The following is a 25,182-nucleotide window of genomic DNA, read 5'->3' as shown; positions in this document are numbered from 1 at the left end:
GGGGAGGCGGTTCCGCAGGCTGCGGGGCGTCGAGGTGTTCGAGCCCCGAGGCGGTCAGGGCTGAGGCGGCCGGATACCCGGAGGTACGCGTGCCGAGGGGCTGGGCGCCGGGGCGGTGTGGATGCCGCGCCCGGTGCCCAGCCTGCCGGGGTTTTTCGGAATCACCCCGTATGGACGGGCTCCCGTGGGGAGACAGGAGCGGGCGAGGAACGACGGGGACGTCGGAAACGATCTTTGATGTCCTCGACGATCGTGTAGAGGGTCGGCAGCAGGATCAGGGTGAGGAGTGTCGAGCTGCTCAGGCCGCCGATGACGATCACAGCCAGGGGCCTGGAAAGGAAGCCTCCGTCGCCTGTCAGGCCCGTGGCCATGGGCATGAGCGCGCAGATGGTCGCGACCGCGGTCATGACGACCGGCCGGACCCGGTGCCTGCCACCCTCCACAACCGCCTCGCGGGCGCTCATGCCGCTCTCGCGGTACTGGCGGACCAGGTCGAGCAGCACGATCGCGTTGGTCACCACGATGCCGACCAGCATCAGCATGCCGATCAGGCTGGGCAGCCCCAGCGGGGTCCCGGTCGTGACCAGCAGGCCGAGGCCGCCGGTCGCCGCGAACGGGATCGAGATCAGCAGCATGAGCGGGTGCGCCAGGCTCCGGAACGTCGCCACCATGATCAGGTAGACGATCAGGATCGCCGCGCCGAGGGCCACGAACAAGCTGTTGAACGAGCTGGCCTGCTGCTCGCTGACCCCGCCGATCTCGGCCGTGGCCCCCGAGGGCAGCTTCAGCGCGTCAAGGCGCTTTTTGAGGGCGGCGGTCGCCGCGCCGAGATCCTGGCCGGAGAACTTGGCGCTCACCGTGGTTGCGCGTTCCCCGTCGATCCGTGTCAGCCGGGTGGGCGCCGTCACCGTCTCGATCGTGGCCACGTCGTCGAGCTTCACGGTCCGCCCGTCAGGGGTGGGGATCCGCAGGTCCCGCAGCGCGGCCACGTCGTCCGCCCTGGCGTCGACGTGCAGGGACATGTCGCGTTCCGTGCCGTCCAGGGTGACCTTGGCGACCTGCTCGCCCTGGGTGACCATGGCCACGGCCCGGGTGACCTGGCTTTCGGTGAGCCCGCGCGCGACAGCCGCCTTGCCGTCGATGCGCACGGCGATCTGCCGGGAGGTGCCCGCGATGCCAGCCTTGACCTCCGACGCGCCCTGCGTCTGCCGCACGGCCTCGCTGACCAGATCCGCCGAGCGCGCCAGCGAGGCGTCATCGGCGGCGGAGACGGTGACCGCGAGGTCGGTGGCGCCCAGGCCGCCCTGGTCGCCGAGGACGGTCACCTTGCCGAGCTTCGGGTCGGACGCGGTCAGCTTGGTGACCCTGGCCCGTGCGGTCTCTCTGAGGGCCTTCATGTCCGTGCCGGCCTTCGCGGTGATGGAGAAGGTCGCAACGTTGCGGGCCCCGCCCGCCTCACTGTTGTCGGGGCCGACGCTGACCTGGTACGAGGTGAGGCCGGGCAGCTTCTTGACCGTCTCCTCCACGGTGCGGGCCGCCTCGTCGGCCGTCCGCAGGCTCGTCCCCGCGGTCAGCTCCTGACGCACCTGGAAGGTGTTCTGCCCGGAGCTGCCCAGGAAGTCGGTCCTGATCTGGGCCCCCATGCCCACGGTCACCACGAGGATCGCGAAGGCGCCCAGGAGGGTCACCCAGCGGCGCCGTACGGCGAAGCGCACGACGGGGACATAGACGCGCTGGAGCACACCGTTGCGCTCCTTGGCCTCCGCGGCCTCACGGGTCACCCCGCCCTTGGCCGGCTTGAGGAACCAGTAGGCGAGCACCGGGATCACCGTCAGCGACACCAGCAGTGACGCCAGCAGCGCGATGGTGATGGTCAGGGCGAAGGTCGAGAACAGCGCACCGGTGATCCCGCCGGTGAAGGCGATGGGCAGGAACACCGCGACCGTGGTGAGTGTGGAGGCGGTGACCGCTCCCGCCACCTCGCCGGTGCCCGTCGTGACCGCGGTGAGCTTGGCCTCGCCGTAGCCCAGATGCCGTTTGATGTTCTCGATGACCACGATGGAGTCGTCGACGACCCGGCCGACGGCGATGGTCAGGGCGCCGAGCGTCAGCATGTTGATCGTGAAGCCGTTGGCCCACAGGCCGATGAGCGCGACCACCAGCGACAGGGGGATCGACAGCAGCGTCACGACGGTCGAACGGACCGAGAAGAGGAAGACCAGGATGACCAGGGCGGCGAAGCCGAGCCCGAGCAGACCCTCGGTGGTCAGGTCGCCGATGGACTCCTGGATGAACTCCGACTGGTCGAAGGAGACGGTCAGCGTGGTCGTGCCGCCGAGAGACCGGGTAAGGGCGGGCAGCCGCTTCTTCACCTCCTTCGCGATCGCCACGGTGTTTCCCGTCGGCTTGGCCATGACGGTCACGCTCAGGCTGGGCCTACCGTCGGTGCGGGTCAGCGACTCGGGGCTCTCCTCGACGACGCGGACGTCGGCGACGTCGCCGACGGTGACCTTCGGAGCCAGGTAGAGATCGCGCACGTCGGCGAGGGAGCCGAAGCTCTCACCGATCTGCAGGGCGAGCGACTCGCCGTTCGCGGTGAGGGTGCCCGCGGGCACGACGGACCCGCTGGAGCCGAGAGCGGCGGCGACCGCCTCGGCGGTCAGCCCATGCCTGCGCAGCCTGTTCTGGTCGAGGCGGACCTCGACGGACTGGCGTCGCTCGCCGCTGACCAGCACCTGGCTCACCCCGTCGATGCCGCCGAGCTCGTGGGGCACGATCTCGGCGAGTCTCCGGCCTAGCACGCGCTCGTCGTCACCCGCCGCCGCCAGGAAGAGGACGGGGAAATCGTTGGACATCCCCGGCGTGATCTGCGGAACCACGCGGGGTGGCAGCTGCGGCTGTATCCGGCCGATCCGCTGCTGCAGATCCTGGATCGCCCGGTCCAGATCGGTGCCGTACTCGTATTCGATGGAGATGCCCGCCAGGCCGTCACTGGAGAACGACGTGACCTTCTCCTGACCCGCCCCTCCCGTGACGGCCTCCTCAATCTTCTCGGTGACATTGCGCTCGACGATCTGTGGCGCGGCACCGGGGTAGACCGCCGTCACGCTCGCCGTCGGCACGGAGAACGGCGGAAGTAGCTCCTGCTTCAGGGATATCGCGGCGATCGCTCCGAATATGAGCACCGCGATCGCCAGAAGTGCCACCAACGCCCTGTTGGCGAGGCTTATCCGGGTAAGAACATTCAACGGAGGTCCCCCTCGGGAATTGTCATCCCGTACAGCGTTCGGGGGCCGTCCCTGCCCGCGATACCGGCCAAGGTTGCGGATTGAATCAACGAAAGTTGCACAGCTGTAGTCTTTGGTCGACAGTCTTCGCCTGGCATTGGTTGGGGCACGGGGCGCTGGATACCGTGACCGGGTGAGCTGGCAGCCATCCCGTGCGACCCTGGCCGATGTGACGTCCGCGGTCGTCATCGGCGGGCTGGGCGCTTCGGCGTTCTTCGCCGAGGCGGCCTCGCATCCGGCCCAGTCGCCGGTATCACGGGCCGCATGGATCGCGGGCGCGGCGCAGCTCGTCACCGGTCTGGCCCTCGTGGCCAGGCGACGCGCGCCCATCGCCGTGGTGATGCTGTGCGCCGTGCTGTGCGCCTTCACGGTGCCGCTCGCGACCCCCTTCGCCACCTACGCGGCCGCGGTCCACGGCAGAGGACGTGGCCGTGACTGGAGCGCCGTCATCTTCCTGTCGCTGCTCTTCGCCCGGCCGTGGACCCGTCCGGGGTCGCTGTGGGACATCCTGCTGAGCGCCGTGACCACCTCGCTCGTGGGCATCGCCCCCGCGCTGTTCGGCATGTGGCGCGCCTCCAGGCAGAGGCTGTTACAGGCTCTGGCCGACAGAGCCGAGCGGGCGGAGCGGGAGCAGGAGCTCATGGCGGAGCAGGCCAGGTCCGAGGAGCGGGCCAGGCTCGCGGGGGAGATGCACGACGTCATCACCCACCGGGTCAGCCTCATGGTGCTGCGCGCGGGCGCGCTGCGCACCGTCGCCCGTGACGAGGCCGTCCGCGAGGCGGCCGAGGAGTTGCGGCAGGTCGGCTGCCAGGCTCTGGAGGAGCTGCGCGACCTGGTTGGCGTGCTGCGTTCCGAGAAGACCTTCGGTTCGGCCCGCACCGCGGAACCCGTCGTGCTGGACCTGTCGGGCCTGGTCTCCGAGTCACGGGCGGCGGGGATCGAGATCGAGCTCCGCACCGACGGCGAACCGCTCGCCACGCCGCCCGTCATCGCCAGGACGGCCTACCGGGTCGTCCAGGAGGCGCTGACCAACGTGCACAAGCACGCCCCTGGGGCGCGGGTGGCCGTGAGGGTCGGCTACACCGGCGGGCTGCTCCGCGTCAGCGTGCGCAACGGCGCACCCGAGGGGGTGGGCCCGATCAGTCTGGGAGAGGGCGGCACCGGTCTGTCCGGCCTGCGCCAGCGCGTCGAGCTGGTCCACGGCTCGTTCACGGCGGAGTCATCGGGTGAAGGAGGGTTCGAGGTGACGGTGTCACTGCCGTTGTCCCCTGGGGAGAGCACGGGGCGGGAGCCCCTGCGGGAGGGCGCGGGAGACTCCCCGGGAGGCAGGGGCGTGTCCGGCTTCGCCAGCAGGAGCAAGAGCCGGGCACGGGCGTCCTCGTGATCCGGGTGCTCATCGTCGACGACGAGCGGATGGTCTGCGCCCAGCTGCGGACCATCCTGTCCGCGGCCGACGACCTGACAGTGGTCGCCGAGGCCTACGACGGAGCCGAGGCGGTCGAGGCCGTCGTTCGGCACCGGCCCCACGTCGTGCTGATGGACCTGCACATGCCCGGGGTCGACGGGCTGGCGGCGATCGAGCACATCGCGGGCTTCCCCTCACCACCGAAGGTGGTGGTGCTGACGACCTTCGATCGCGACGGTTACGTGCTGCGGGCCATGAACCTGGGTGCGGCCGGATTCCTGCTCAAGGACACCCCGCCCGAGGATCTGATCGGGCTGGTGCGGGTGGCCGCGGACGGGCATACCGTGCTCTCCCCGGCCGCCACACGGCGCCTGCTCACCGCCTCCGCCGGGCGTGACGCGGTCAGGGAGCGAGCCCTCGCCCGGATCGAATACCTCAGTGACCGGGAGGTCGAGGTGCTGACCTGTCTCGGCGAGGGCCTGTCCAACGCGGCGATCGCCCGCAGGCTCTATCTGTCCGAGGCCACGATCAAGAGCTACGTCTCCCGGATGCTGGTGAAACTCGGTTTCTCCAACCGGACGCAGGCCGGGCTCCTCGCCTCGGAGGCCGGGCTCACCGAAAGAGCCGGGCTCACCGAAAGAGAGGAGAGGGTCTGAGACGGAGACGACCTCGCGGAGGGTTTTTTCGTCACGTGCGATGAATGCGCCGCCCGCTGATTTCGACGGGGGTGATCCGGATGTAGAGCTCCCGCTCACCTCCCGCCCACGGGTCGACGTCCACGGTCGTCACGGCCGCTCGTTCGCGCTCGGAGGAGATGTGGTGGGCGGCGCCCCGGATGAGCACGCTCCAGCCCTGCCGTCTCGCCTCGTCGATGTGATCGACCTCGAAGGCGACCTTGAAATCGACGCCTTCGACGCCGGTGCGCAGGTTCCTGTCCAGCGGACCGCCGAACGCGGTGCGCAGCAGTACGGCTCCGTCGTGCATCACGTAGTTGACCGGCAGGATCAGCGGCCCTGTGGGACTGTCAAAGGCCACCCGGCCGACACCGCCGGGTGAGACCAGGCGCACGCACTCGTCGGCGTCCAGTTTCTCCAGCCGCGGGGGCGCGGGGACGCGGCTGTGTTCCGGGGACGGCTCAACGGCGGCGCCGAGCAGTTCCTCGCTGCTGGTCTCGAGCGCGGCGGCCAGCCGATCCACGGTTCCCGCGCTGGGAGAGGCGGCGTTCTCCTCCAGATAGCCGAGATAGCCGGAGTCGATTCTGGCCCGTCCGGCCAACTGCTCCCGGGACAGGCCGAGAGACTCGCGCCGTTGGGCGATCCGGCGGCCCAGATCGCCAGGTGTCCTGGTGTGGTCGGTCATGAAAGTCCCCTTTGTGCCAGCGCGTCCCCTACCCCGCAAACCGGCTGATCACTCGGTTCGCGGCGGTCGTCGAGGGCGCCGAGCGGGCCTCAGTGCGGCAGCGGGGCCCGCTCTCCGGAGACGTCCGGGCCCGGGCGGGGACGGGGCTTGCGGCGGAACGGGATCCCGGGAAGGGCGACGTTGATGAAGGCCTCCGCCTGGAGGGCCGATATGCCGATGCGAGGCAGGTCGCGGGCCGCGGGGTAGACCACGAACCGGGGGATCCACACGGGATGGAACTTCGCGTTGAACCTGTACAGCGACTCGATCTGGAACCACCGGGAGAGGAAGACCAGGACGGCGTGCCAGGCTCGCAGTACCGGGCCCGCGCCCAGCCGCTCGCCTCTGGCCAGCACCGCGCGGAACATCGCGAAGTTGAGCGAGACCCTGTTCACGCCGAGGTCGGGGGCCGCCTGCAGGGCTTTGACGATCAGTAGTTCGTTGAGCCCGGGATCGGCGTCGCGGTCACGGCGCATCAGGTCCAGGGAGATGCCGTCCTCCCCCCACGGGACGAAGTGCAGGACGGCCCGGATGTCCTCGCCGGGCGGCGCCGTACCCTCCTCGGGGGCCTTGTGCGCGGTGACGACCACGCAGCCGCCGTCAGCCGGGTCGCCGAAGCGGCCGAGCGCCATGGAGAAGCCCCGCTCCGTCTCCGTGCCACGCCACGAGTCCGCGGCGTGCCGGATCAGCTCCTTCTCCTTCTCCGTGAGGTCCCCGACCCGCCGTACCCGGCAGGTGTAGCCCGTGCGTTCCGTACGGTTCACCATCTGCCGGACGTTGCGCATGGCCCTGCCCTGGAGGGTGAAGCCCGCGACCTCGACGACGGCCTCGTCGCCGATCTCCAGAGCGGACAGGCCGCCCTCCCTCGTCCAGACCTCGCCCCCTGTCTCGCTGCATCCGATTACGGCGGGTACCCAGGCGTGCCGTCTCGCCTCCTCCAGGAACCGCCTGATCGCACCCGGCCACGCCTCGATGTCGCCGACCGGGTCACCGCTGGCCAGCATGACCCCGGCGACCACGCGGTAGGCGATCGCCGCCTTGCCCGTGGGAGAGAAGATCACGCTCTTGTCGCGGCGCAGCGCGAAGTAGCCGAGCGAGTCACGGGCGCCGTGCCGGGTGAGCATGGCCCGTACGGTCTCCTCCTGCTCGGGGCTCAGCTCGGCGACCGGCTTCTCGGGACGCAACGCCAGGTAGAGGGTCGTCACCGCGGTGAGCAGCCCGAGTCCGGTGAGGGAGAAGTAGACCAGGTCGGCGGTTCTCTCCGAGGAGTAGACGACCGGGCCCTCCAGGCCGACGAGCCCCAGCAGTACGTGCTGGAGCCGGTCGCTGAGACTGGGATCCCCGACGATGGTGTGTGGGTGGGCGTTGACCACCACCCAGCCGATGGCGACGTCCAGGACGAGCAGGAGCAGGAAGTTCCACAGCGCTCGCCAGCGGGTTCTGGGATCGGAGAGGGCGTGGAACTCGCGGCGGTTGATCAGGAGCACCGCGAAGACCAGCATGCTGATCGCGGCGCTGACGGGCCTGCGCATGTGGATGAGCTCGATGAGGGCGCTCAGCGGCAGCAGCAGGATCACGGCCCGCCATGCCCGCACCTTCCTGCGCTTGAGCCCGTGCGCGATCATGACGAGCAGGATGCCCATGACGAGCGACGCCGCCTGGGCGATCGAGGTGATCGTTCCCGGCAGAAAACCCGCGATCTCGCTCACTCGGGTTCCCCTGAACGGGGGGAAGACCGCCTTGGCGATGTCCAGGATTCCGATCGTCAAGGACGCGTAGCCCGCGGCGGCGGGCACCCAAGGGCGGGAGATAGGTGGACGATCCCTCATGAGAGGACATTAAACGGTGATGGCTATCGCCTCGTGCAAGCCCGGCCAACGCAACATTAACTGTGCCCTTACCTCGCTTGAGTAAGTTGGATCTGTAGATCCAGAAGGACTCGGAAACCGGATGAGGGGCGGCATGGGACTCACGGCTGTCGAACTGCAGCTTCTTTCCGGTCTTCTCGCTCTCGCGGCCCTCGCCGGGTCGATCTGGGCGTGGCCGCTGCTGAGCGGGCGGACCTGGCGGTCCGTGCTCGGCCGGATCGGGGTACTTGTCGGCAACCAGGTTCTCACGCTGGTCGCGCTGGGCCTGGTGGTGAACGCCTACTTCGGGTTCTACGGTTCCTGGAGCGACCTGCTCGGCACCGATGGCGGCGGCACGTCGCCCATCGTCGTCAGCGACGACAAGCCCGCCGCGGTCGGGCACCCGGGGCGGGGGGTGACCGTGGAGGGGAAGGTGTCCCTACCTCCCGGTACGGCAGGCAAGCTGGAGGAGGTGGTCATCCCGGGGGGCGAGTCCAGGATCACCTCCTCCGCGTACGTCTACCTGCCGCGCCAGTACTTCGAAAAGAAGTATGCCGAACGACGCTTTCCGGTGATCCTCGCCCTGACCGGCTATCCGGGAGACGCGAGAAACCTGATCACCAGGCTGAACCTCCCGGCCACGGAGTCCAGGGCGGTCGAGGCGAAGCAGATGCCTCCCACGGTCATGGTGCTGATGCGCCCGACCGTTGTCCCGCCCCGGGACACCGAATGCATGGACGTTCCCGGCGGTCCCCAGGTGGAAACGTACTTCACCAAGGACGTGCGGCTGGCCATGGCCGCCTCATACCGGGTCGGCCTCGACGCGCAGAGCTGGGGTGTCTTCGGCGGATCCACCGGCGGTTACTGCGCGCTGAAGCTGTCCATGCGCCACCCGGAGTCCTTCTCCGCCGCGGTGTCCCTGTCCGGCTACTTCCGCTCGGCCGTCGACATGACCACGGGCGACCTGTTCGGTGGTAGCGCGAAGCTGCAGAGCGAGAACGACCTGATGTGGCGGCTCGGCAACCTGCCGGTCCCGCCCGTCTCCGTGCTGGTCACCAGCAGCCAGCAGGGCGAGAGCGACTACGCGGAAACCCGCAGGTTCCTCGGAATGGTCAGGGAGCCCATGCGGGCCGCGTCAATGATCCTGCCGAGCGGTGGCCACAACTTCAACACGTGGAACCGTGAGATCCCCCAGGTCCTGCCCTGGCTGGGAAGGCAGTTGCACACACCCTCGAGCCTGACGCCCGGCGTCCCCGGCAACCGCCTCGCCGCGCCGCGGGAAGGGCACGCGGGACTCGGAGGACGCCTCACCGGGCTGGAGGGAAAGCCCGTCGACTCTCGGGACCGCCTCACCGAGCAGCACGCGCGGACGGCGCGGAAACAGTGATCCCCCCAGGTCGGTGACCTGGGGGGATCATGAGATGGTGGACGATACAGGGATTGAACCTGTGACCTCTTCCGTGTCAGGGAAGCGCTCTCCCGCTGAGCTAATCGTCCTCGCCGAAGACAAGAGGTGGAGACGGGATTTGAACCCGTGTACACGGCTTTGCAGGCCGTTGCCTCGCCTCTCGGCCACTCCACCGAGTGGGGGCCGCAGCCCCTTCGAGCGGAAGACGGGATTCGAACCCGCGACCCTCACCTTGGCAAGGTGATGCTCTACCACTGAGCCACTTCCGCGTGTGTTTCCGGGCCGACCCGGTCTCACGGATAGAACTCTAGCGAATACTCGCCGACTACCCAAACCGGAGCATGCGTCCTCGTCGGCGGGGCAGGGGATCCGGGCCGTCGGGCCGGTGCATTCCCGGCGGGCCGGAGGCGGCGAATCCGGCTCTCGCGGCGGTGGGTCGGCTCCTGGCCGCGTGGCCGTACGGAGTTCTCTGCGCCTGTGGCGGCGTCCCCACAGCGTCCCCACAGCGTCCCCGAGGCGTCCCCACAGTGTCCGCCAGGACGCTTCGACGTTGGGCGAAAGGTGTCTGGGTTAACGTCGGAATATGGTTGCCGAACATGTCGCGGCCGACGCCGCCATCGCTCCTGTCGCCGCGCTCATCGCCGATCCCACCAGGGCCGCCATGCTGACAGCGCTGCTGGACGGCCGCGCGCTGGCGGCGGGGGAGCTGGCCGGGCTCGCGGGGGTGAGCCCCGCGACCGCCAGCGCCCACCTGACCAGGCTCCTGGACGGCGGGATGGTCACCGTGGTCTCCCAGGGCAGGCACCGCTACTACCGGCTGGCCGGTCCCGAGGTGGCCGAGGTGCTCGAGGTCCTGGCCAGGGTCGGCGGCCGTCCCGAGATACGTTCCCTGCGCCAGTCCCGCCAGGCGCGGCTGCTCGAGGAGGCGCGGACCTGCTACGACCACCTGGCCGGACGCGCGGGCGTTGAACTGCTCCGCGCGCTCCTCGCCGCCGAATACCTCGTCGGCGAGGAGGCCTTCGAGGTGACGGCGGAGGGGAGGGCCGGGCTCGGAAGACTCGGGGTGGACGTGGACGCCGCCAGGAGCGCGCGGCGCAGGTTCGCCCCCGCCTGTCTCGACTGGACCGAACGCCGGTCACATCTGGGGGGAGCCCTCGGCGCCGCTCTGACCTCCGCCCTCATGGACCGGGGGTGGTATCGGAAGGGGGCGGTGCGCCGGGTGGTCGAGGTCACGGAGTCGGGCAGGGAGGGAGTGGTGGCGATCCTCGAATGTAAGGAGCCAACATTGCATGCACTAGTTACATAACCCTATGTAAGGGGCTAACATCGCATGCACTAGTTACCTGTATGCAGCTGAACGCGAAAGAGTGACACCATGCGCGACAAACCGGTCGTGAACGTCGGGCCGGAGCCGTTGAGCTTCGACGAGGTCATCAGCGTGGCCCGGCACGGCGCCGAGGTGCGTCTCACCGACGACGCCGTGGCCGCCATGGCCGCGGCCAGGACCCGCGTGGACGAGCTCGCGGAGAGCCCGACCCCCGCCTACGGTGTCTCGACCGGGTTCGGCGCACTGGCCACCCGGCACATCGCCCCCGCGCTCCGCGCCCAGCTGCAGCGCTCGCTGGTCCGCTCCCACGCCGCCGGATCGGGCCCAGAGGTGGAGACCGAGGTCGTCAGGGCGCTGATGTTGCTGCGCCTGCACACCCTGGCGACCGGTCACACCGGTGTGCGCCCCAAGACGGCCAAGGTGCTCCAGAGCCTGCTCAACGCGTCGATCACTCCGGTGGTGCACGAGTACGGCAGCCTGGGCTGTTCGGGAGACCTCGCCCCGCTCTCCCACGTGGCTCTCACGATCATGGGCGAGGGTGTCGTCCGCGACGCCTCCGGTGACCTGGTCGACGCCGCAGAGGCGCTCAAGCAGGCGGGCATCGAGCCCGTCGAGCTGGCGGCCAAGGAGGGCCTGGCGCTGATCAACGGCACGGACGGCATGCTGGGCATGCTCATCCTGGCCATGGACGACCTCGGCCGCCTGTTCAGGACGGCCGACGTCGCCGCGGCCATGAGCGTCGAGGCGCTGCTCGGCACCGACCGCGTCTTCGCCGCAGACCTGCAGGCGCTGCGCCCCCACCCCGGCCAGGCGGCCAGTGCCGCCAACCTCAGGGCACTGCTCAAGGACTCCGGGATCATGGAGTCCCACCGGGATGGCACCTGTACCCGCGTCCAGGACGCCTACTCGCTGCGCTGCGCCCCGCAGGTCGCGGGGGCCGCCCGCGACACCCTCGCGCACGCCGCGACCGTCGCCGCGCGCGAGCTGGCCTCCGCGATCGACAACCCGGTGGTCCTGGCCGACGGCCGGGTCGAGTCGAACGGCAACTTCCACGGCGCCCCCGTCGGCTACGTGCTCGACTTCCTCGCCATCGCGGTCGCCGATGTGGCGAGCATCTCCGAGCGCCGTACCGACCGCATGCTCGACGTGGCCCGCAGCCACGGCCTGCCCCCCTTCCTCGCCGACGACCCCGGTGTCGACTCCGGGCACATGATCGCCCAGTACACCCAGGCCGCGGTCGTCTCCGAGCTCAAGCGTCTGGCGGTGCCCGCCAGCGTCGACTCCATCCCGAGCTCCGCGATGCAGGAGGACCATGTCTCCATGGGCTGGTCCGCTGCGCGCAAGCTGCGCCGCTCGGTCGACGGCCTGACTCGGGTACTGGCGGTGGAGATCCTGACCGCGGCCAGGGCGCTCGATCTGCGCGCGCCACACCGGCCCGCCCCCGCGACCGGGGCCGTTGTCGCCGCACTGCGTCAGGTGGTCGCCGGTCCTGGCCCCGACCGCTTCCTCGCCCCCGAGATCGAGGCGGTGGTCAGGCTCGTCGAGGGCAACGCGATCGTCGCCGCCGTCGAGCCCGTCACGGGGCCGCTGGAATAGCCGCGACCACCTCGATCTCGATCAGCAGCCCCGGCGTGAACAGCCGCGACACCTCGACGGTCGTGCTGGCCGGGGGCTCTCCGGTGAAGTAGCGCCCCCGGACATCCCCGTACTCCCGCAGCAGCGACATGTCGGTGAGGAACGTCCGGATGTGGGTCACGTCGTCGAACGAGCAGCCCTGGTCGGCGAGGATGCGTGCCAGCAGTTCCATCACATACTCCGACTGGCACGTCATGTCCCCCTCGCCGACCACCCGGCCCTCCGCATCCAGGGCGACCTGCCCGGAGACGAACAGCAGGTTCCCGGTTCTGGCCGCATGGGAGTAGTACCCGTTGGTCGCGGGGACCGAGGTCGGGTTCAGCTTCCGCACCCCGGTACGGCCCGCGGTCCCCGCGTACCCGAAGACGGCCGTCAGGTCTTGCCCGCCGAGCCCGGCGGAGACCGCTTCTGTCAGCCTGTCCCTGGCCGCCGCCGCGAGTGTCTGGGTCCCGTGCGAGGCGAGCAACAGGTCCTTGGCCGCGAGCCCGAGGGCGTAGCGCGTCTCCGGCGGCCCGTGCTCGATGGCGGGGCGGACCCGCTCGACGAGGGATCCGAGCGGGGTCTCGCCGAGCACGTCCAGCAGCGCCCCGGTGTCCACACCGGTCGCCCCGGCGGAGGCGAGGGTCTCCGCGAGCAGCACCTGGGCGGGGACGAGCGCGCTCATCACCGCCAGCTTCATCGCCGCCCCCGCGCCCGGGCCGCCGACCTCCCGCACCTGCCCGAAGACCTCCAGCACCGCACGGCAGCGCGCCAGGTCCCCGGGCAGCCCACCGGCCAGCACCGTCAACGTTCCGTCCGCCGCGGGCCCGACGCTGCCGAGCACCGGCGCGTCGACCAGCCCGACCTGGGCCGGGAGCCGGTCACGGACCTCGGCGACCGCCTCGGGCCCGATCGTGGACATCTCGACGACCAGTGCTTCCCGCCGCAGCCCCGGGGCCGCGTCCGAGAGCACCCGCTTCACCGCCGCGGGGTCGCTGAGCATCGTGATCACAAGATCCGCCTCCGCCACGGCCTCCGCGACGGAGGACGCGGTCGCGGCTCCCTCGATCACGCAGGGGGTGCGGTTCCAGACCGTGACCTTGTGCCCCGCCGTTACAAGCCGTCGCGCCATCGGGGCGCCCATGCGTCCCAGGCCAAGAAAGGAAATCATGCCCGTCACGCTATGAGGGCGGCAGGCATTCCACCAACGACTAGATTTCATGTATTCCATGCGAAGGAGGAATGTGTTCGACACCGACTCACTGCGCCTGCTGGAGGCCGTCGCCAGGACCGGGTCGTTCACCGGGGCCGCGGCCCTGCTCAACTACACCCAGTCCGCGGTCTCCCGGCGCATCGCCTCCCTGGAGCAGCGGGCGGGCGGCCCGCTGTTCGAGCGGCTTCCCCGCGGCGTACGGCTCACGCCCGCCGGTGAGGCGCTCAGCCTGCACGCGCGGGCCGTGCTGAACCGGCTGGCCATGGCCGAGGAGGAGCTGGCCGGCATCCACGGCGGCCATGGCGGACGGCTTCGCCTCGGCGCCTTCGCGACCGCGAACGTCGCGCTGGTTCCCCATGCCCTGCGGGCCTTTCGGGGGGAGTTCCCCGGCGTCGGATTCACCATGACCGAGGGGCCCAGCGGTGGCCTGCTGCGCCGGATGCGCGAGGGGGCTCTCGACGTCGCCGTGATCAGCGACTATCCGTCGGGCCTGCCGTACGAGGAGGAGGTCGAGACCGTTGAGCTGGTCGAGGACGAGCTGCTGATCGCGCTGCCCCACGACCATCCACTGGCGGGGAGGGGTGAGGTCGACCTACGCGAGCTGCGGGAGGAGACCTGGATCGAGGCGCCCCCGCCGGGAGGGACGACCATGCTTGACACGGCCTGCGCCAGGGCCGGGTTCAGCCCCCGCGCCAAGCTCAGGATCGCCGAGTGGACCGGCAAGTTCGGCTTCGTCGCCGCCGGGCTCGGCGTCACGCTGGTCCCCGCCATCGCCGTGCAGGCGGTGCCCGGTGACCTCGTCCTGCGCTCCCTGGGCGACCTCGCTCCGCGCAGGACCGTCTACGCGGCCCTGCCGCGTACCACCCCGCCGACGGCCCTGCCCGCGGCCCGCGCGCTGGTGCGGTTCCTGGCCGGGGCGGCGAGACAATAGTGGGGTGAACCACTCATTTGCTCATGTAGGGGGCAAACTGGCCACGCGACTCCGTGACGTCACCACCGACCTGGCCGCCCTGGACGGTCAGGGATGGTGGGCCGTGGTCGTCGACTACGAGGGCAAGGTCACATGCGCCAGGTTCGACGACGTCAGGCCCGCGCCGCTGCCCGCGCCGCGCGCTCCCTGGCGCGGGCCACATCCCTCCTCATGGCGCAGTTCGCTGGACCGGGCCGCCTACGAGGACGGTGTGCGCCGCATCCGCGGCCACATCGAGCGGGGCGAGGTGTACCAGGCCAACCTGTGCCGGGTGCTGACCGCGCCACTGCCCGGAGATCTCGATCCGCTGGCGCTGGCCGTACGGCTGGCGGAGGGCAACCCGGCCCCCTACGCCGCCACGGTGAGCCTGCCCGGACTGAGCGTCGTCTCCGCCTCCCCGGAGCTCTACCTGTCCAGGGACGGCGACGTGATCGAGTCCAGGCCGATCAAGGGAACCGGAGTCACCGCGGAGGACCTGCTGGAGAAGGACTACGCGGAGAACGTGATGATCGTGGATCTGGTCCGCAACGACCTGGGCCGAGTGGCTGCGGTCGGCTCGGTGAGCGTGCCCGCGCTGTGCGAGGTCGAGGAGCATCCGGGCCTGGTCCACCTGGTCTCCACGGTCAGGGCCAGGCTCGAGCCCGGGGCCGGCTGGCCCGAGCTGTTCTCCGCGACCTTTCCCCCGGGGTCGGTGACCGGCGCGCCCAAGGCCTCCGCCCTGCGCGTCATCAGCGAGATCGAACCCGAGCCGCGCGGGCCGTACTGCGGAGCCGTCGGCTGGGTGAACGCCGATCGGGGCCAGGCCTCGCTGGCCGTGGGGATCCGCACTTTCTGGCTTTCCGCCGAAGAGATCCACTTTGGCACCGGCGCGGGCATAACCTGGGGCAGCGATCCGCGCGGAGAGTGGAGTGAGACCGAGTTGAAGGCCTCCCGGCTCATAGCGCTCGCTTCCACATCAGATCCAGCAGTCTCAGGAGGAACACGATGAACGTCCCTGTGTGGGTCAACGGGCAGCTCATACCGTCTGAACAGGCGACCGTCTCGGTGTTCGACCACGGCCTGCTGGTCGGCGACGGCGTGTTCGAGACCGTCAAGTTCGTCAAGGGCGCCCCCTTCGCGCTCACCCGCCACCTCGACAGGCTCCGGGTCTCGGCCGAGCGCATGGGTCTGCCGGAGCCCGACGTCGACGCGATCGCCGAGGGCGTGCGAGCCTGCCTGGCGGAGGCGCCCCCGTGGCCGCTCGGCCGGATCCGCGTCACCTACACCAGCGGTCCCGGCCCGCTGGGCTCGGACCGGGGTCCCGAGGGGGGCACGGCCATCGTGATCGTCGCCGAGCAGTCGCCGTTCCCCGCGACCGCGGACGTCACCGTCGTGCCGTGGCCCCGCAACGAGCGCGGCGTGCTCGCCGGGGTCAAGACGACCTCGTACGGCGACAACGCCATGGCGCTCTTCTACGCCAAGGCCAGGGGCGGCGGCGAGGCGATCTTCGGGAACGTGGCGGGCAACCTGTGCGAGGGCACCGGAAGCAACGTCTTCGTCGTCCGCGACGGGCGTCTCGTCACCCCCACGCTCGCCTCCGGCTGCCTGGCCGGGGTCACCAGGGCGCTCACCCTGGAATGGTGCGGAGGCTCGGAGGAGGACGTCCCGCTCTCGGCCCTCTACGAGGCGGAGGAGGCGTTCCTGACCTCGACGACCCGTGACATCCAGCCGATCCGGGCGGTCGACCAGACCGTTCTTCCGGCCGCGCCGGGTCCGATCACCGCCAAGGCGATGCAGATCTTCGCGGAGCGGAGTGCGGCCGACATCGACCCGTGACGGCCGGCCTGTGACGGAGATCCGCAGCCGCCTTGCGCGGCGGGCCCCGTGACGGGGCCCGCCGCGGGTCGTGTCACTCCTGGTAGGAGACCTGGCTCTGGGCGTTCAGCACCTTCATCCTGACCTTCTTGGCCGGATCGGTCAGCGGGTCGTCGATCCTCAGCACGTCCAGGCCCCTGGTGATGTCACTCGAGTAGATGTGGCCGTTGTAGTAGTAGGCCGACCACGAACCCGCAGCTGCGTCGACCGGCCCGCGCTCGAAGAAGCCGATCTCTTTCGGGCTGGCCGCGTCGGTGAAGTCCCAGACAGAGACCCCGCCCTGGTACCACGACTGGACCATGATGTCCCTGCCGGGGACCGGCAGCAGCGCCCCGTTGTGCGCGACGCAGTTCTCTTCGGGCTCCTGTTCCCTCGGAATCTTGAAGTAGCCGCGAAGTGTGAGCCTGCGGTCCTCACCCAGGTCGTAGACGGCGTCCGCCCCTTGAGTCCTCGGAGTGCCCGAGTCGCACGTCGCGCTCATGCCGCCGCCGAGCTCGTCGCTGAAGACGACCTTGGTCGCGGCGTTGTTGAACGTGGCCGAGTGCCAGATCGAGAAGTTCTCCTCGTCGCGCACGTGCTGGATCACCGTGGGGTTCACCCGGTCGGAGATGTCCAGCAGGATCCCGTCACCGAAACAGGCCGCGGCCGCCAGCTCCTTCTCGGGATAGACCGTGATGTCGTGGCAGCCGCCCTCGCGGCCCCCCTCGGCCGACAGCACCGGCCGCGAGACCACCCTGGCCGCCGCGGGGTTCTCCGTGGGCACCTCGACCACGGAGAAGTTGTCGTGCGGAGCCGGGCAGGTTGGTTCTTCCGGCACGGGGCCCGCGGAGGAGACGTAGAGGTAGAGCGTGCCCTTGTCCCGCCCGGGGACGAGGGTGTGGGTGTGAGAGCCGCACTCCGTGCCGACCGCGGAGACGAACGTGGGATGGGCCTTGTCGGTGATGTCGAAGATCCGGATGCCCTCCCAGCCCGTGCCCTGGCCCTCCTCTCTCGGGACACTCCCGCACTCCGGGCCGCCGCGAGGGGTGTCGACGGACAGGAACAGCAGGTTCCCGCTCACCGAGACGTCGTTCTGCTCGCCTGGGCACAGTACCCGGCTGACCACGGAGGGCTTGGCCGGGTTGGAGATGTCGAGCACCGTGAAGCCGTCGAAGTTGCCGACGAACGCGTTGTCGCCCTGGAAGGCCAGGTCGGTGCCCCACGACTGAGGCCCGTTGAGCGGCGCTCCCGGGGGGACGTTCGCCAGGTGTGTGATGTTGGCGCTGTGCAGGGCGTCTCCCGTGGTCCTCACGTCCGAGGGCGTGGAGAGGGCGGCCCGGGGGAGAGGCGGTCCGGGATCGGCACCGCATCCGGCCGCCAGAAGTAGCACCGCCAGGCCGAAAGCCGGAATCGATCGCACTGAGCCCCCAATTTCGGAAAGGTTCCTTGCCCCATTATTGAAGGTGTGCGAAGGATGCCCGCCCTGTATGGGGTTGTTGTGATAATCGCCGCGGCGACGGTCCTCTCCGGCTGCGCCGCGCCTTCGACCGATGGACGGGCCCCGCTGGTTGCAGGGACGGGCGCACCGGTGATCATCCCCGGTGGTCCGGGGGACGCGGGCCGTACGGCGGCGCCGGGAGAGCGGCTCGGCGAGTCGGAGGCTCGTGTGACGGCGGCCGACGTGCGGTTCGCCGAGGGCATGATCCCGCACCACCGGCAGGCGCTTGAGATGGCCGCGCTGGTCCCGGTCCGATCATCGTCGCGGGCGCTGCTGCGGCTCGCCGAGCGGATCACCGCCGCGCAGCGCCCCGAGATCGCGGCGATGACGTCATGGCTGAGGTCGGTGGGCAGGGTCCCGCCCGCCCACGGCAATCATGGCGTCCATGACGACCACGCGGTCACGCCGGACCAGATGAGCCGGCTTAGGGCCGCCAGGGGCGCGACCTTCGACGAGCTCTTCCTGAACCTGATGATCGTCCACCATGAGGCGGCGGTCCGGATGGCCGGGCGGCAGCTCAGAGAGGGCGCGGACAGGACCATGCTGGCCACCGCCAAGGACGTCGTCTCCGGGCAGGGCGTGGAGATCGCCCGGATGCGGGAACTCCTCGCGGAGTAGGCGCGGAGTCAGGAACTCCAGAGCATGTTGCTGAGCTCGGCGTCGAGGTCCATGAAGTCGGTCTCGCGACCGGCGGGGACCAGTTCGTATGTCCTGTGCAGGAACTCTGTGAGCGGTGCCAGGGGCACCTCGAACAGGGCCTGCCCGAACGGCGACGTGAGACTGATGTGCAGCGTGCGCTCGCCGTCGGCGCGCGCGGGCCACACCTGGACGTCTCCGTCACCGACTCGCCGCACGATGCCGACAGTCAGCAACTCGCGGGCGAAGATCCACTCGACCGGCTCGTCGTTCCCCACATGGAAGGCCATTCTGATCGCGTAGGGATCATCGGCCGTGTAGCTGAGTCCGGCGAGCAGGGGGACGGTGGTACGGTCGGGGACCACAAGCCGAAGGCCCAGCTCGGCAGAGACGGTGGAGCTGTTCATCGTCAGCCAAACCTTTTTCGTCGTCGGTCCCCTCTGCGGGGCTTTCACTGCTCTGGCGGACTCTCTTCGTCCCGAGCTATGACGCGGAACGAAGAAACCTGTAGGAAAGATTCCGCCTCCGGGCCCTTCTGTAACACACATCACAGCGCGACATTTGGGCGTCTACCTGGCTAAACATCACCAACAGGGCCATATTTGCAAGGGTTTTGCGTATCGTTTTGGTCACCGTCGACTCCCCCCTGGGGGCGTCTCGGGCGATAGAGGTCGAGCCTGGGTCGTACGGTGCTTCTACGGATCAGGATGATGCTATGACACCGTAGCCCCCTGCTGGACGCATCCCCGGACCTTTGGTTCTCGTCCGTGTCGCGCCTCAAGATCATTTCCTCCCCGGCGCCGCTTCGCCAGCGCTCCCGGATTGCTGTATGGTTTTCCACGTCGGCACCGCGAGGAGCCGGACAGGGCGGGCGATTAGCTCAGCGGGAGAGCGCTTCGTTCACACCGAAGAGGTCACTGGTTCGATCCCAGTATCGCCCACACAGATGTGACGCAGGTCAGAGCCCGTCGGTTGACACCAACCGGCGGGTTTTTTTCTGCCCGGCGGCGCCCGTGGGAGATTTTTGGGAGAACAAGATCGTTACCTTCGCCCGGCGCCTGCTGGCCCGCAGCGCCGCGTCCAGCGCCGGCACCGCCGAGCGCGGATGGGCTCGGTAGCGCTCGCCGACCCCGCTGTGCCACAGCGCCTGCAGCAGGTTCAGCAGATCGGTCACCATCTGCGGCGCGACATGCCCGTAGAGCTCGGACATGTCGCCCTGATCCTCATGTCCCATCCGGTCCTTCTTCAGGGCCTCCTTGATGCCGCCGTCATCCATCCAGGTCTGGTGTCCGTGACGCAGCCCGTGAACTGTCAGGCTTTCCCGGATGGGCCGCCAGCTCACCAGGTGCGGCTGCTCCTCCAGCGGCCACGTAGGCCACGCAGGGCGCCCACGGCCCGATGGAGGCACGAACTCCTGTCCGCACTCGGCGTACGGCCAGGGCCAGTACACAGGCCGTCCTGGGTAGGTGTAGTGGCCCGCCTCAGCGTGGCCCCGCCGCCCGGGCCTCGGCGGCGGCCCGTAGGAGGCGACGTCGGCCAGCACCGGCCGCGGCGGCCGCGCCCGGGCCCCTGTCCGCCCGGGGTAGACGCCGTCAGCGGCCGGACGCATGATGTGCGTTCCGAAATTGCCCCGCTGGTAGTGGGCGCTGGCGGGGGTGAGGAACAGGTACCGGCGCCCGGCACACCACTCGACGAACTCCTCGCCGTCCACCGGTGGTAGGTTCTCGCGGCGGCCGGTGCAGGTGCATCGGCGCGCTCGTCCGGCGGCCTCGCGCAGCAGCTCCAGGAGGAACGGCGGCAGGTGGATGATCCGCAGGCTCCCGTCCTTGGGGTGGTTGATGTAGAACCCCTTGAGCTCATAGAGCTTCTGGCGGATGTCGAGCCGTCCGTCGGGCAGCAGCATATCGGGCTCCAGCCCGATCGCCTCTGCCCAGCGCAGCCCAGTGAACGCGACGGTGATCAGCAGCAGGAACACGTCGTCGTTCTCGGCCAGGAGCGCGGCTCGCTCAGCGATCGCTATGGCCTCGCCGGGGGAGGCCCACACCGCCCGCCGACGCCGGGCCCGCTCGATCCGCTTCAGGCCCTTGCGCCCAGTGCCCCGCCGCCTCGAGGCCGGGTTGTGGTCCAGGTATCGGGGGACCGCCGCGTTCAAAATCGTGATCATCTGATCTCTGGCGTCCTGTGCAGTGCGAGGGGCATACCCGGCGCGAACGATCGAGCGCTCCCAGGGGTTCATCTCTTCCGGTTTCAGGTCGTCCAGGGGGCGGTGCTCGAAGGCCGGCAGCAGGTGCCCCTGCAGCATCGTGCGGTACTTGGTCATGGTGGTGGGCTCTAGGGCCAGGCCGCTATACCAGATGCCCGCCCACGCTCCGAAGGTGATCGTCCCCTGCTTCTGCTGGCGCAGACCGAGACGGATCAGTGTCTCCTGATCCCGGCCGTACTGGTGCGCCTCCTCCTCGCTGGTGAACTTTTCGCCGGTCTCCAGGTTGACGGTTGTGCCCCCGGTGTACGTGCCATCTGCCTTTTTCCATCGAACTCGCCATGAATTCTTGCGTTCTTCGACATAGGGCATCACATCCTCCTATATCCGTTTGGGCTCGAAGTGCCGCAGCTGATCGGTGCCGATGGCGCTGATCTCGGCTGCCAAGTGTTCCGTGATCAGGCCGCGTGGGACGGGGAAATAGAGACCGATGTCGGTCATGTTCCAGCCCTTCATCTCGTCGACCGAGATGTCTTCGCGTCCGATGATCAGTTGCCCCCATCGGCCGGGGTGCGGCCCACTACGGGGAACAAGCAGGCCGCTTGCCTCCGATCCGTGCGTCCCGAGGTGGTCGAGGATGCGCCCGTCGACCTTGTCCTCATCGAGGAACCAGTCGGCCCCTTCGTCGTGGAGGACACTGACGGCGAGACCCCTGTGACCAGGAATTTCTGAGCGAGAAACGGCGTGGAATCGGACAGCGTTGTCCTGGCCGGGGTGCATGGTGCTGCTCTTTCCTTGGTGCCTTGTGCCATGTGATGCGGCGCATGTCAGAGGGATAGGATGGCCCTCGGTGACCAAACCATGCAATCCGTGCCGAAAGTGACGCCTTCGGGAACAGGGCATTAATAACACCTGTCACAAAAGGTGACAAGAATATGCTCTTTTAGGTAAGCCTAACTATCTGCTATCGCCAGGTTGCCCGCGGTGGATTCGTTCCGCCATCTCCTCCGCCCACCGCCGAATGGCCTCACGGTCTTCGTCTGAGAGCCCGGGCGGCACGGTAAACCACACACGCCCACGGTCGAGCTCGAGCGACTCTACCTCTGGGGTGGGGCCCTGCATCTCCGTCAGGACGGCGGCCGCGTCTGCGCGCCCAACCCTCTCCAGGTCGGCCGGGGTGATGCCGACCGCATAGGCCATGTGGGCGACCGTTGCGCTGGTTCCCACTACGGGGGTGGGGTCTTGGCCGCCCTTGGTGGTGCGGTAGCCCCTCTCGATGTTCCCCCACGTGGCCTCGGAGACCTCGGCCAGCTTGGCCGCGGCCGGGATTGACAGCCGCGGGCGCAGGCTCTCGCGAACTCGCCTGATTAGCGCCCCCTCGGGAGTGGGGGCAGGTGGGGTTGGTGTAGGTGGCGGCAGGGCCCTCGCCATGGCCTGTCGTCCCCTTCGCTGAAGTCGAGGAAAGTCCAGTGGATTACAGGCACAGCGTGGCCTAACTGTGGCATCGACTGCAAGTCACTCCAATGGTGTAGATGAAAATCCATCTGCACGCCTTGCGTAACGCTCTACTTTGCTCTACTTTCCTCTACATGCAGACGATACGCACACGGCGGCGCCCCCTGGCTCAGAACCCCGCCGCCGTACGCAAGCACCGCCTGCTCAAGGGCTTTGAGCAGGCGGAACTCGCCGAACTCGCCGGTATTTCACCGAGCCACATGTCCAAGATCGAGACCGGCAAAGCGTCCGCCGGCGTCAGAGTCCTCCATGGCCTCGCAGGCGCGCTGGACTGCGAGGTCAAGGAGCTGATGGCCAAGTGACCGACACCCCCGCCTACCGGCTCTACACCAGCAAGCAGGCCGCCGGGCGCGCCGGGGGAGGGCTCACCGAGAGCCTCTTCGACCGCCTCGCCGCCTCCGGCGAGGTCGAGGCGACCTACATCGGCGGAAAGCTCCGCTGGACGGACGCCCAGATCGCGGGCGCTATCGCCCACCACGCCCGCGGCGGCTCGCCGGCCACTTCGCAGCCGTTCGCCGTGCCGCCTAGCCAGCCGACTCGCGCCTCCCGGCAGCAGAAGCCGACGCCCCGGGCCGCCGCCAGCGGTGTGACACCCCTCAGGGCCAAGCCTGGCGGACGGTACGCCACCTCCTGACATGCCGCAGGGCCCAGCCACTGCCCGGCCAGGCCCCGCTCGACCCCCGCACCTCTACCGAGAGGACGTGACGTCTTGACCACCATCATCCCCGACTTCGGCCTGGCGGCCTACCTCGACCGCCAGACCACCACGCCCCCCGCCCCGGCCATCGCCACTGCGCAGGAGATCGTCGCCCAGACCGCTCGGCTGGTCAGCTTGCCCATCGCCGCCGCCGACCGGCGCGAGGTGCTCGGTCTCCTGCAGCAGGCCGGCCAGCACCTGTTCGACATCGCATTCGGCGTCAGCCTCCAGGCGGACGCGGAGGCTCCGGCCGGAGCGACCCTCGACGACCAGCCGTGGGGACGCCTCGTCGACGGCGCATCCGAGGCCGGGCTCGCCTTCGCCGCGGGCCGCGACCACCTCGCCGGGGCCATCACGGCCGTCGACGACCTCGCCGTCGAGCAGGCCCGCCAGGCCGCACAGGACGGGGGCGAGAAGTGACCGCCCCCGCTGTCGAGCAGCCGTCTCTCATCATCCGCACCGCTGCGGACCTGCTGGTGGGCGACTGGGTGACCCGCGCCGACGACTCGCAGATGATGGTGACCCACCTCAACCCGCCTACCCGCGCTGAGGCGCTGGAGTGCGGCAGGCGCGAGGTGTGGTCCTACACCTCCTGCATGGCGCTGGACGCTGGCGACCCGGTGCAGGCGCAGGCCGGGGAGTACCGGCTCGCCCTCGTCGCGCAGGCTGCGGCCGGTCAGGCGGTGGCGCTGTGACCACCATGACTGTGACCGGCGCCCTGGTCGAGGCCCGTCCGACCGCTACTGAGGTCGCCATCGTCTACGTCCCTGCGGGCTCGGTGGTGCGCGTTCACCACCAGGCTGAGGTACAGGAGTACGCGCTGCCGCTGCTCGAGGTGCCGTGGTACGCGGTCATCCCAGGCGACCGGGACGTCATTGGGTGGGGTGCGGTGCCGTGCTGGTACGGCTCCCTGGCCGGCGTCCGCAACGGCCACCACCAGCTGGACCGGAAGGCGTGGCCCGCCGCGGCACGGGCGCTCGCCTCCTGCGGCGTGGTCTACGTCCAGTACCAGCGCATCGACCACCACGGCAAGCAGCGGTGGACCGCTGTCAGCCACCGGGTCGAGGCCGTCTCTCTGTCCTCCGCTGAGCTCGAGGTGTCGGCATGAGCAAGCAGTCGCCCGTCGAGTCCGCCCTGTGGGGTGGGGCCCTCGCCATCATCGCTGGGCTGCCGAAGGAGACCTCCAACACCACGCGGACCGTTGCTGAGTTCACTGAGGACAGCAGCGGCACCAACACGGTGCGGACGTCCTACGAGGTCGAACAGCTGGACGGCTCGAACAAGGTCTACGCCCTGGCTCTGACCGTCCAGGAGTCCACGGACGATCGGGACTCGTTCTGGGGTCCTGGCAGCGCTGTGGATAAGGCGGACCCGGAGCGGCGGGTCGTCGTGGATGGCGAGCACTACCTGATTGGCGACGGCGCCGACTCGTTCCGTGGGTTCGGTGGCCGCCGCCACGACATCGAGTTCTTCGACGGCCGCACCGTCACCACTCGGGACCTGTGGCATCAGGGGACGGTCCCGCCGAAGTGGCGGGAGCGGTACCCGGACAACGCCAAGTGGGCCGTCAAGGCTGAGCAGTCCTCTCCCACTCCGGGGGGTGAGGAGTGATGCTGGTCAGGCCGCTCGAGCTCCGTTGGGAGGCTCCTCCGCCGGTCCTGCGCACCTACACGTTGGGTCCCAAGGTGGACTGGGCTGGTGTCGCCGCGGGGCTTAAACGGCGGCGCAGGGAGTGGGCGATCGTCACGACCTGTCCGGATCAGGCGCTCGCATCACAAACCGCGTGGCGGATCCGCCAAGGCGTGATCGGCACACTGGCCATGCACGGCGAATTCGAGGCCGCAGCCCGCACTGTGGGCGGCGAGCACCGTGTGTACGCCCGCTACATGGGCGGTGAGCTGTGACGACGTTCAACCAGGCCCACCACGGCGACAAGGTCCGCATCTGCCTCCCGAACGGGCTGCTCACGCAGCCTCTCCGGCTGCTGGTCGACCCGGCCCCCTGCTCGGACTCCTGCTGTCTGGCCCTGCACGCGCGGGGCGTGGACCGCATGGGGTGGATCGAGCCGATCCAGGCGTACGCGGACACGGAAATCACCGTGCTGGAGCTGGGGCCTGCGTCGTCCCCCTCGGAGTGCCCCACCCCTGGTGGTGACGCGGTAGCCGAGCACGTGGACACCGAAGACACCATGTCCGCCCACCTCGCCGCACAGGCCGACGAGCCGGAGGCGTGGCCCATCCCTCGAGACCCGGCGAACCCCGCCGAAGCCGAGATGACCGAAGAAGACGAAGCCCAGTACGAGCAGGAGAAGCGCACGTGAGCACCCGCATGGTC

The 25,182-nt window shown here is 69.4% G+C and carries 25 protein-coding genes and 4 tRNA genes; 18 read left to right on the top strand and 11 right to left on the bottom strand.

Going from position 1 to position 25,182, the window contains the following annotated elements:
• Positions 1 to 161 precede the first annotated feature (161 nt).
• Positions 162 to 3,248 (bottom strand): efflux RND transporter permease subunit, encoded by a 3,087-nt coding sequence (locus AB0395_RS32865; RefSeq protein WP_366287846.1) that lies wholly within the window; start codon positions 3,246 to 3,248, stop codon positions 162 to 164.
• A gap of 172 nt (positions 3,249 to 3,420) precedes the next feature.
• Between AB0395_RS32865 and AB0395_RS32860 the strand changes: the two genes are divergently transcribed.
• Together AB0395_RS32860 and AB0395_RS32855 are read left to right on the top strand one after the other, a co-directional pair.
• Positions 3,421 to 4,671 carry a histidine kinase gene (locus AB0395_RS32860; protein ID WP_366287844.1) on the top strand — a complete coding sequence of 417 codons (1,251 nt, stop codon included), beginning with the start codon at positions 3,421 to 3,423 and terminating at the stop codon, positions 4,669 to 4,671.
• The gene (locus AB0395_RS32855) at positions 4,668 to 5,348 is read left to right on the top strand and encodes a response regulator transcription factor (protein WP_366287842.1); all 681 of its coding nucleotides are present in this window, start codon (positions 4,668 to 4,670) and stop codon (positions 5,346 to 5,348) included. The genes AB0395_RS32860 and AB0395_RS32855 overlap by 4 nt, the downstream gene beginning before the upstream one ends.
• Before the next feature lie 31 nt (positions 5,349 to 5,379).
• Here AB0395_RS32855 and AB0395_RS32850 read toward each other — a convergent pair whose 3' ends face one another.
• Complete coding sequence (locus tag AB0395_RS32850) at positions 5,380 to 6,051, bottom strand: pyridoxamine 5'-phosphate oxidase family protein (protein WP_366287840.1); 672 nt, start codon at positions 6,049 to 6,051, stop codon at positions 5,380 to 5,382.
• Positions 6,052 to 6,140: 89 nt separating this feature from the next.
• Positions 6,141 to 7,919 (bottom strand): phosphatidylglycerol lysyltransferase domain-containing protein, encoded by a 1,779-nt coding sequence (locus tag AB0395_RS32845; protein ID WP_366287838.1) that lies wholly within the window; start codon positions 7,917 to 7,919, stop codon positions 6,141 to 6,143.
• 133 nt (positions 7,920 to 8,052) lie between these two features.
• Here AB0395_RS32845 and AB0395_RS32840 point away from each other — a divergent pair, with 133 nt between their 5' ends.
• Entirely contained in the window at positions 8,053 to 9,324 is a 1,272-nt protein-coding gene (locus tag AB0395_RS32840) for an alpha/beta hydrolase-fold protein (protein ID WP_366287836.1), read from the top strand.
• Between the two features lie 35 nt (positions 9,325 to 9,359).
• On the opposite strand, the gene AB0395_RS32835 is transcribed toward AB0395_RS32840, so the two are convergent.
• From AB0395_RS32835 to AB0395_RS32825, 3 genes are all read right to left on the bottom strand, one after another.
• Positions 9,360 to 9,434, bottom strand: a tRNA-Val gene (locus tag AB0395_RS32835).
• A gap of 14 nt (positions 9,435 to 9,448) precedes the next feature.
• Positions 9,449 to 9,519, bottom strand: a tRNA-Cys gene (locus tag AB0395_RS32830).
• Positions 9,520 to 9,542: 23 nt separating this feature from the next.
• Positions 9,543 to 9,614 (bottom strand) — tRNA-Gly (locus AB0395_RS32825).
• 314 nt (positions 9,615 to 9,928) lie between these two features.
• Here AB0395_RS32825 and AB0395_RS32820 point away from each other — a divergent pair.
• A complete protein-coding gene (locus AB0395_RS32820; protein ID WP_366287835.1) occupies positions 9,929 to 10,651 on the top strand; it encodes a winged helix-turn-helix domain-containing protein in 723 nt (240 codons plus the stop codon).
• Between the two features lie 69 nt (positions 10,652 to 10,720).
• Positions 10,721 to 12,268: a histidine ammonia-lyase gene (hutH, locus tag AB0395_RS32815; RefSeq protein ID WP_366287833.1), complete on the top strand. Its 1,548-nt coding sequence runs from the start codon at positions 10,721 to 10,723 to the stop codon at positions 12,266 to 12,268.
• On the opposite strand, the gene AB0395_RS32810 is transcribed toward hutH, so the two are convergent.
• The gene (locus AB0395_RS32810) at positions 12,249 to 13,457 is read right to left on the bottom strand and encodes an NAD(P)-binding domain-containing protein (protein ID WP_366287831.1); all 1,209 of its coding nucleotides are present in this window, start codon (positions 13,455 to 13,457) and stop codon (positions 12,249 to 12,251) included. The two genes, hutH and AB0395_RS32810, sit on opposite strands and share 20 nt — an antisense overlap.
• 73 nt (positions 13,458 to 13,530) lie before the next feature.
• Here AB0395_RS32810 and AB0395_RS32805 point away from each other — a divergent pair, with 73 nt between their 5' ends.
• The 3 genes from AB0395_RS32805 to AB0395_RS32795 are packed head-to-tail and all read left to right on the top strand — an operon-like array spanning position 13,531 to position 16,284.
• Positions 13,531 to 14,430, top strand: coding sequence for a LysR family transcriptional regulator (locus AB0395_RS32805; RefSeq protein ID WP_366287829.1), 900 nt, complete (start codon positions 13,531 to 13,533; stop codon positions 14,428 to 14,430).
• A 4-nt stretch (positions 14,431 to 14,434) separates the two neighbouring features.
• Positions 14,435 to 15,457, top strand: coding sequence for a chorismate-binding protein (locus tag AB0395_RS32800; protein WP_366287827.1), 1,023 nt, complete (start codon positions 14,435 to 14,437; stop codon positions 15,455 to 15,457).
• Positions 15,454 to 16,284, top strand: coding sequence for an aminotransferase class IV (locus tag AB0395_RS32795; RefSeq protein ID WP_366287825.1), 831 nt, complete (start codon positions 15,454 to 15,456; stop codon positions 16,282 to 16,284). Before AB0395_RS32800 ends, AB0395_RS32795 begins: the two co-directional genes overlap by 4 nt.
• A gap of 73 nt (positions 16,285 to 16,357) precedes the next feature.
• On the opposite strand, the gene AB0395_RS32790 is transcribed toward AB0395_RS32795, so the two are convergent.
• Complete coding sequence (locus tag AB0395_RS32790; protein WP_366287823.1) at positions 16,358 to 17,614, bottom strand: hypothetical protein; 1,257 nt, start codon at positions 17,612 to 17,614, stop codon at positions 16,358 to 16,360.
• A 162-nt stretch (positions 17,615 to 17,776) separates the two neighbouring features.
• Between AB0395_RS32790 and AB0395_RS32785 the strand changes: the two genes are divergently transcribed.
• Positions 17,777 to 18,418 (top strand): DUF305 domain-containing protein, encoded by a 642-nt coding sequence (locus AB0395_RS32785; protein ID WP_366287821.1) that lies wholly within the window; start codon positions 17,777 to 17,779, stop codon positions 18,416 to 18,418.
• Positions 18,419 to 18,426: 8 nt separating this feature from the next.
• Here AB0395_RS32785 and AB0395_RS32780 read toward each other — a convergent pair whose 3' ends face one another.
• On the bottom strand, positions 18,427 to 18,843 hold the full coding sequence (locus AB0395_RS32780; protein ID WP_089210725.1) for an SsgA family sporulation/cell division regulator: 417 nt from the start codon (positions 18,841 to 18,843) through the stop codon (positions 18,427 to 18,429).
• A 462-nt stretch (positions 18,844 to 19,305) separates the two neighbouring features.
• Here AB0395_RS32780 and AB0395_RS32775 point away from each other — a divergent pair.
• A tRNA-Val gene (locus tag AB0395_RS32775) sits at positions 19,306 to 19,377 on the top strand.
• 17 nt (positions 19,378 to 19,394) lie between these two features.
• Here the strand turns inward: AB0395_RS32775 and AB0395_RS32770 are convergent.
• Both AB0395_RS32770 and AB0395_RS32765 read right to left on the bottom strand, forming a co-directional pair.
• The gene (locus AB0395_RS32770; RefSeq protein ID WP_366287819.1) at positions 19,395 to 21,008 is read right to left on the bottom strand and encodes a hypothetical protein; all 1,614 of its coding nucleotides are present in this window, start codon (positions 21,006 to 21,008) and stop codon (positions 19,395 to 19,397) included.
• 9 nt (positions 21,009 to 21,017) lie between these two features.
• Entirely contained in the window at positions 21,018 to 21,416 is a 399-nt protein-coding gene (locus AB0395_RS32765) for a hypothetical protein (protein WP_366287817.1), read from the bottom strand.
• A 752-nt stretch (positions 21,417 to 22,168) separates the two neighbouring features.
• Here AB0395_RS32765 and AB0395_RS32760 point away from each other — a divergent pair.
• The 8 genes from AB0395_RS32760 (at position 22,169) to AB0395_RS32725 (ending at position 25,168) form a co-directional block, all read left to right on the top strand.
• Complete coding sequence (locus AB0395_RS32760) at positions 22,169 to 22,453, top strand: helix-turn-helix transcriptional regulator (RefSeq protein WP_366287815.1); 285 nt, start codon at positions 22,169 to 22,171, stop codon at positions 22,451 to 22,453.
• A complete protein-coding gene (locus AB0395_RS32755; RefSeq protein WP_366287813.1) occupies positions 22,450 to 22,785 on the top strand; it encodes a hypothetical protein in 336 nt (111 codons plus the stop codon). The genes AB0395_RS32760 and AB0395_RS32755 overlap by 4 nt, the downstream gene beginning before the upstream one ends.
• Before the next feature lie 75 nt (positions 22,786 to 22,860).
• A complete protein-coding gene (locus AB0395_RS32750; protein WP_366287811.1) occupies positions 22,861 to 23,268 on the top strand; it encodes a hypothetical protein in 408 nt (135 codons plus the stop codon).
• Positions 23,265 to 23,543, top strand: a complete 279-nt coding sequence (locus tag AB0395_RS32745) for a hypothetical protein (protein ID WP_366287809.1) — start codon at positions 23,265 to 23,267, stop codon at positions 23,541 to 23,543. The genes AB0395_RS32750 and AB0395_RS32745 overlap by 4 nt, the downstream gene beginning before the upstream one ends.
• Positions 23,540 to 23,956, top strand: a complete 417-nt coding sequence (locus tag AB0395_RS32740; protein WP_366287807.1) for a hypothetical protein — start codon at positions 23,540 to 23,542, stop codon at positions 23,954 to 23,956. The genes AB0395_RS32745 and AB0395_RS32740 overlap by 4 nt, the downstream gene beginning before the upstream one ends.
• On the top strand, positions 23,953 to 24,459 hold the full coding sequence (locus AB0395_RS32735) for a hypothetical protein (protein ID WP_366287805.1): 507 nt from the start codon (positions 23,953 to 23,955) through the stop codon (positions 24,457 to 24,459). Before AB0395_RS32740 ends, AB0395_RS32735 begins: the two co-directional genes overlap by 4 nt.
• Positions 24,459 to 24,752 (top strand): hypothetical protein, encoded by a 294-nt coding sequence (locus AB0395_RS32730; protein WP_366287803.1) that lies wholly within the window; start codon positions 24,459 to 24,461, stop codon positions 24,750 to 24,752. Before AB0395_RS32735 ends, AB0395_RS32730 begins: the two co-directional genes overlap by 1 nt.
• Entirely contained in the window at positions 24,749 to 25,168 is a 420-nt protein-coding gene (locus AB0395_RS32725; protein WP_366287801.1) for a hypothetical protein, read from the top strand. The genes AB0395_RS32730 and AB0395_RS32725 overlap by 4 nt, the downstream gene beginning before the upstream one ends.
• Positions 25,169 to 25,182: the final 14 nt, after the last annotated feature.

The organism is Streptosporangium sp. NPDC051023, from assembly GCF_040689595.1.
In the GTDB taxonomy this organism is placed as follows: domain Bacteria; phylum Actinomycetota; class Actinomycetes; order Streptosporangiales; family Streptosporangiaceae; genus Streptosporangium.
The sequence above is the reverse complement of the archived record's forward strand: the minus strand, read 5'-3'. Positions and strand labels throughout refer to the sequence as shown.

Excerpts from the sequence above, each read along its gene's own strand:
- AB0395_RS32850 (WP_366287840.1), bottom strand. The coding sequence starts at position 6,051 with ATGACCGACCACACCAGGACACCTGGCGATCTGGGCCGCCGGATCGCC.
- AB0395_RS32760 (WP_366287815.1), top strand. The coding sequence starts at position 22,169 with ATGAAAATCCATCTGCACGCCTTGCGTAACGCTCTACTTTGCTCTACT.
- AB0395_RS32820 (WP_366287835.1), top strand. The coding sequence starts at position 9,929 with ATGGTTGCCGAACATGTCGCGGCCGACGCCGCCATCGCTCCTGTCGCC.
- AB0395_RS32795 (WP_366287825.1), top strand. The coding sequence starts at position 15,454 with ATGAACGTCCCTGTGTGGGTCAACGGGCAGCTCATACCGTCTGAACAG.
- AB0395_RS32765 (WP_366287817.1), bottom strand. The coding sequence starts at position 21,416 with ATGCACCCCGGCCAGGACAACGCTGTCCGATTCCACGCCGTTTCTCGC.
- AB0395_RS32735 (WP_366287805.1), top strand. The coding sequence starts at position 23,953 with ATGAGCAAGCAGTCGCCCGTCGAGTCCGCCCTGTGGGGTGGGGCCCTC.
- hutH (WP_366287833.1), top strand. The coding sequence starts at position 10,721 with ATGCGCGACAAACCGGTCGTGAACGTCGGGCCGGAGCCGTTGAGCTTC.
- AB0395_RS32845 (WP_366287838.1), bottom strand. The coding sequence starts at position 7,919 with ATGAGGGATCGTCCACCTATCTCCCGCCCTTGGGTGCCCGCCGCCGCG.
- AB0395_RS32780 (WP_089210725.1), bottom strand. The coding sequence starts at position 18,843 with ATGAACAGCTCCACCGTCTCTGCCGAGCTGGGCCTTCGGCTTGTGGTC.
- AB0395_RS32770 (WP_366287819.1), bottom strand. The coding sequence starts at position 21,008 with ATGCCCTATGTCGAAGAACGCAAGAATTCATGGCGAGTTCGATGGAAA.
- AB0395_RS32810 (WP_366287831.1), bottom strand. The coding sequence starts at position 13,457 with ATGATTTCCTTTCTTGGCCTGGGACGCATGGGCGCCCCGATGGCGCGA.
- AB0395_RS32840 (WP_366287836.1), top strand. The coding sequence starts at position 8,053 with ATGGGACTCACGGCTGTCGAACTGCAGCTTCTTTCCGGTCTTCTCGCT.
- AB0395_RS32785 (WP_366287821.1), top strand. The coding sequence starts at position 17,777 with ATGCCCGCCCTGTATGGGGTTGTTGTGATAATCGCCGCGGCGACGGTC.
- AB0395_RS32730 (WP_366287803.1), top strand. The coding sequence starts at position 24,459 with ATGCTGGTCAGGCCGCTCGAGCTCCGTTGGGAGGCTCCTCCGCCGGTC.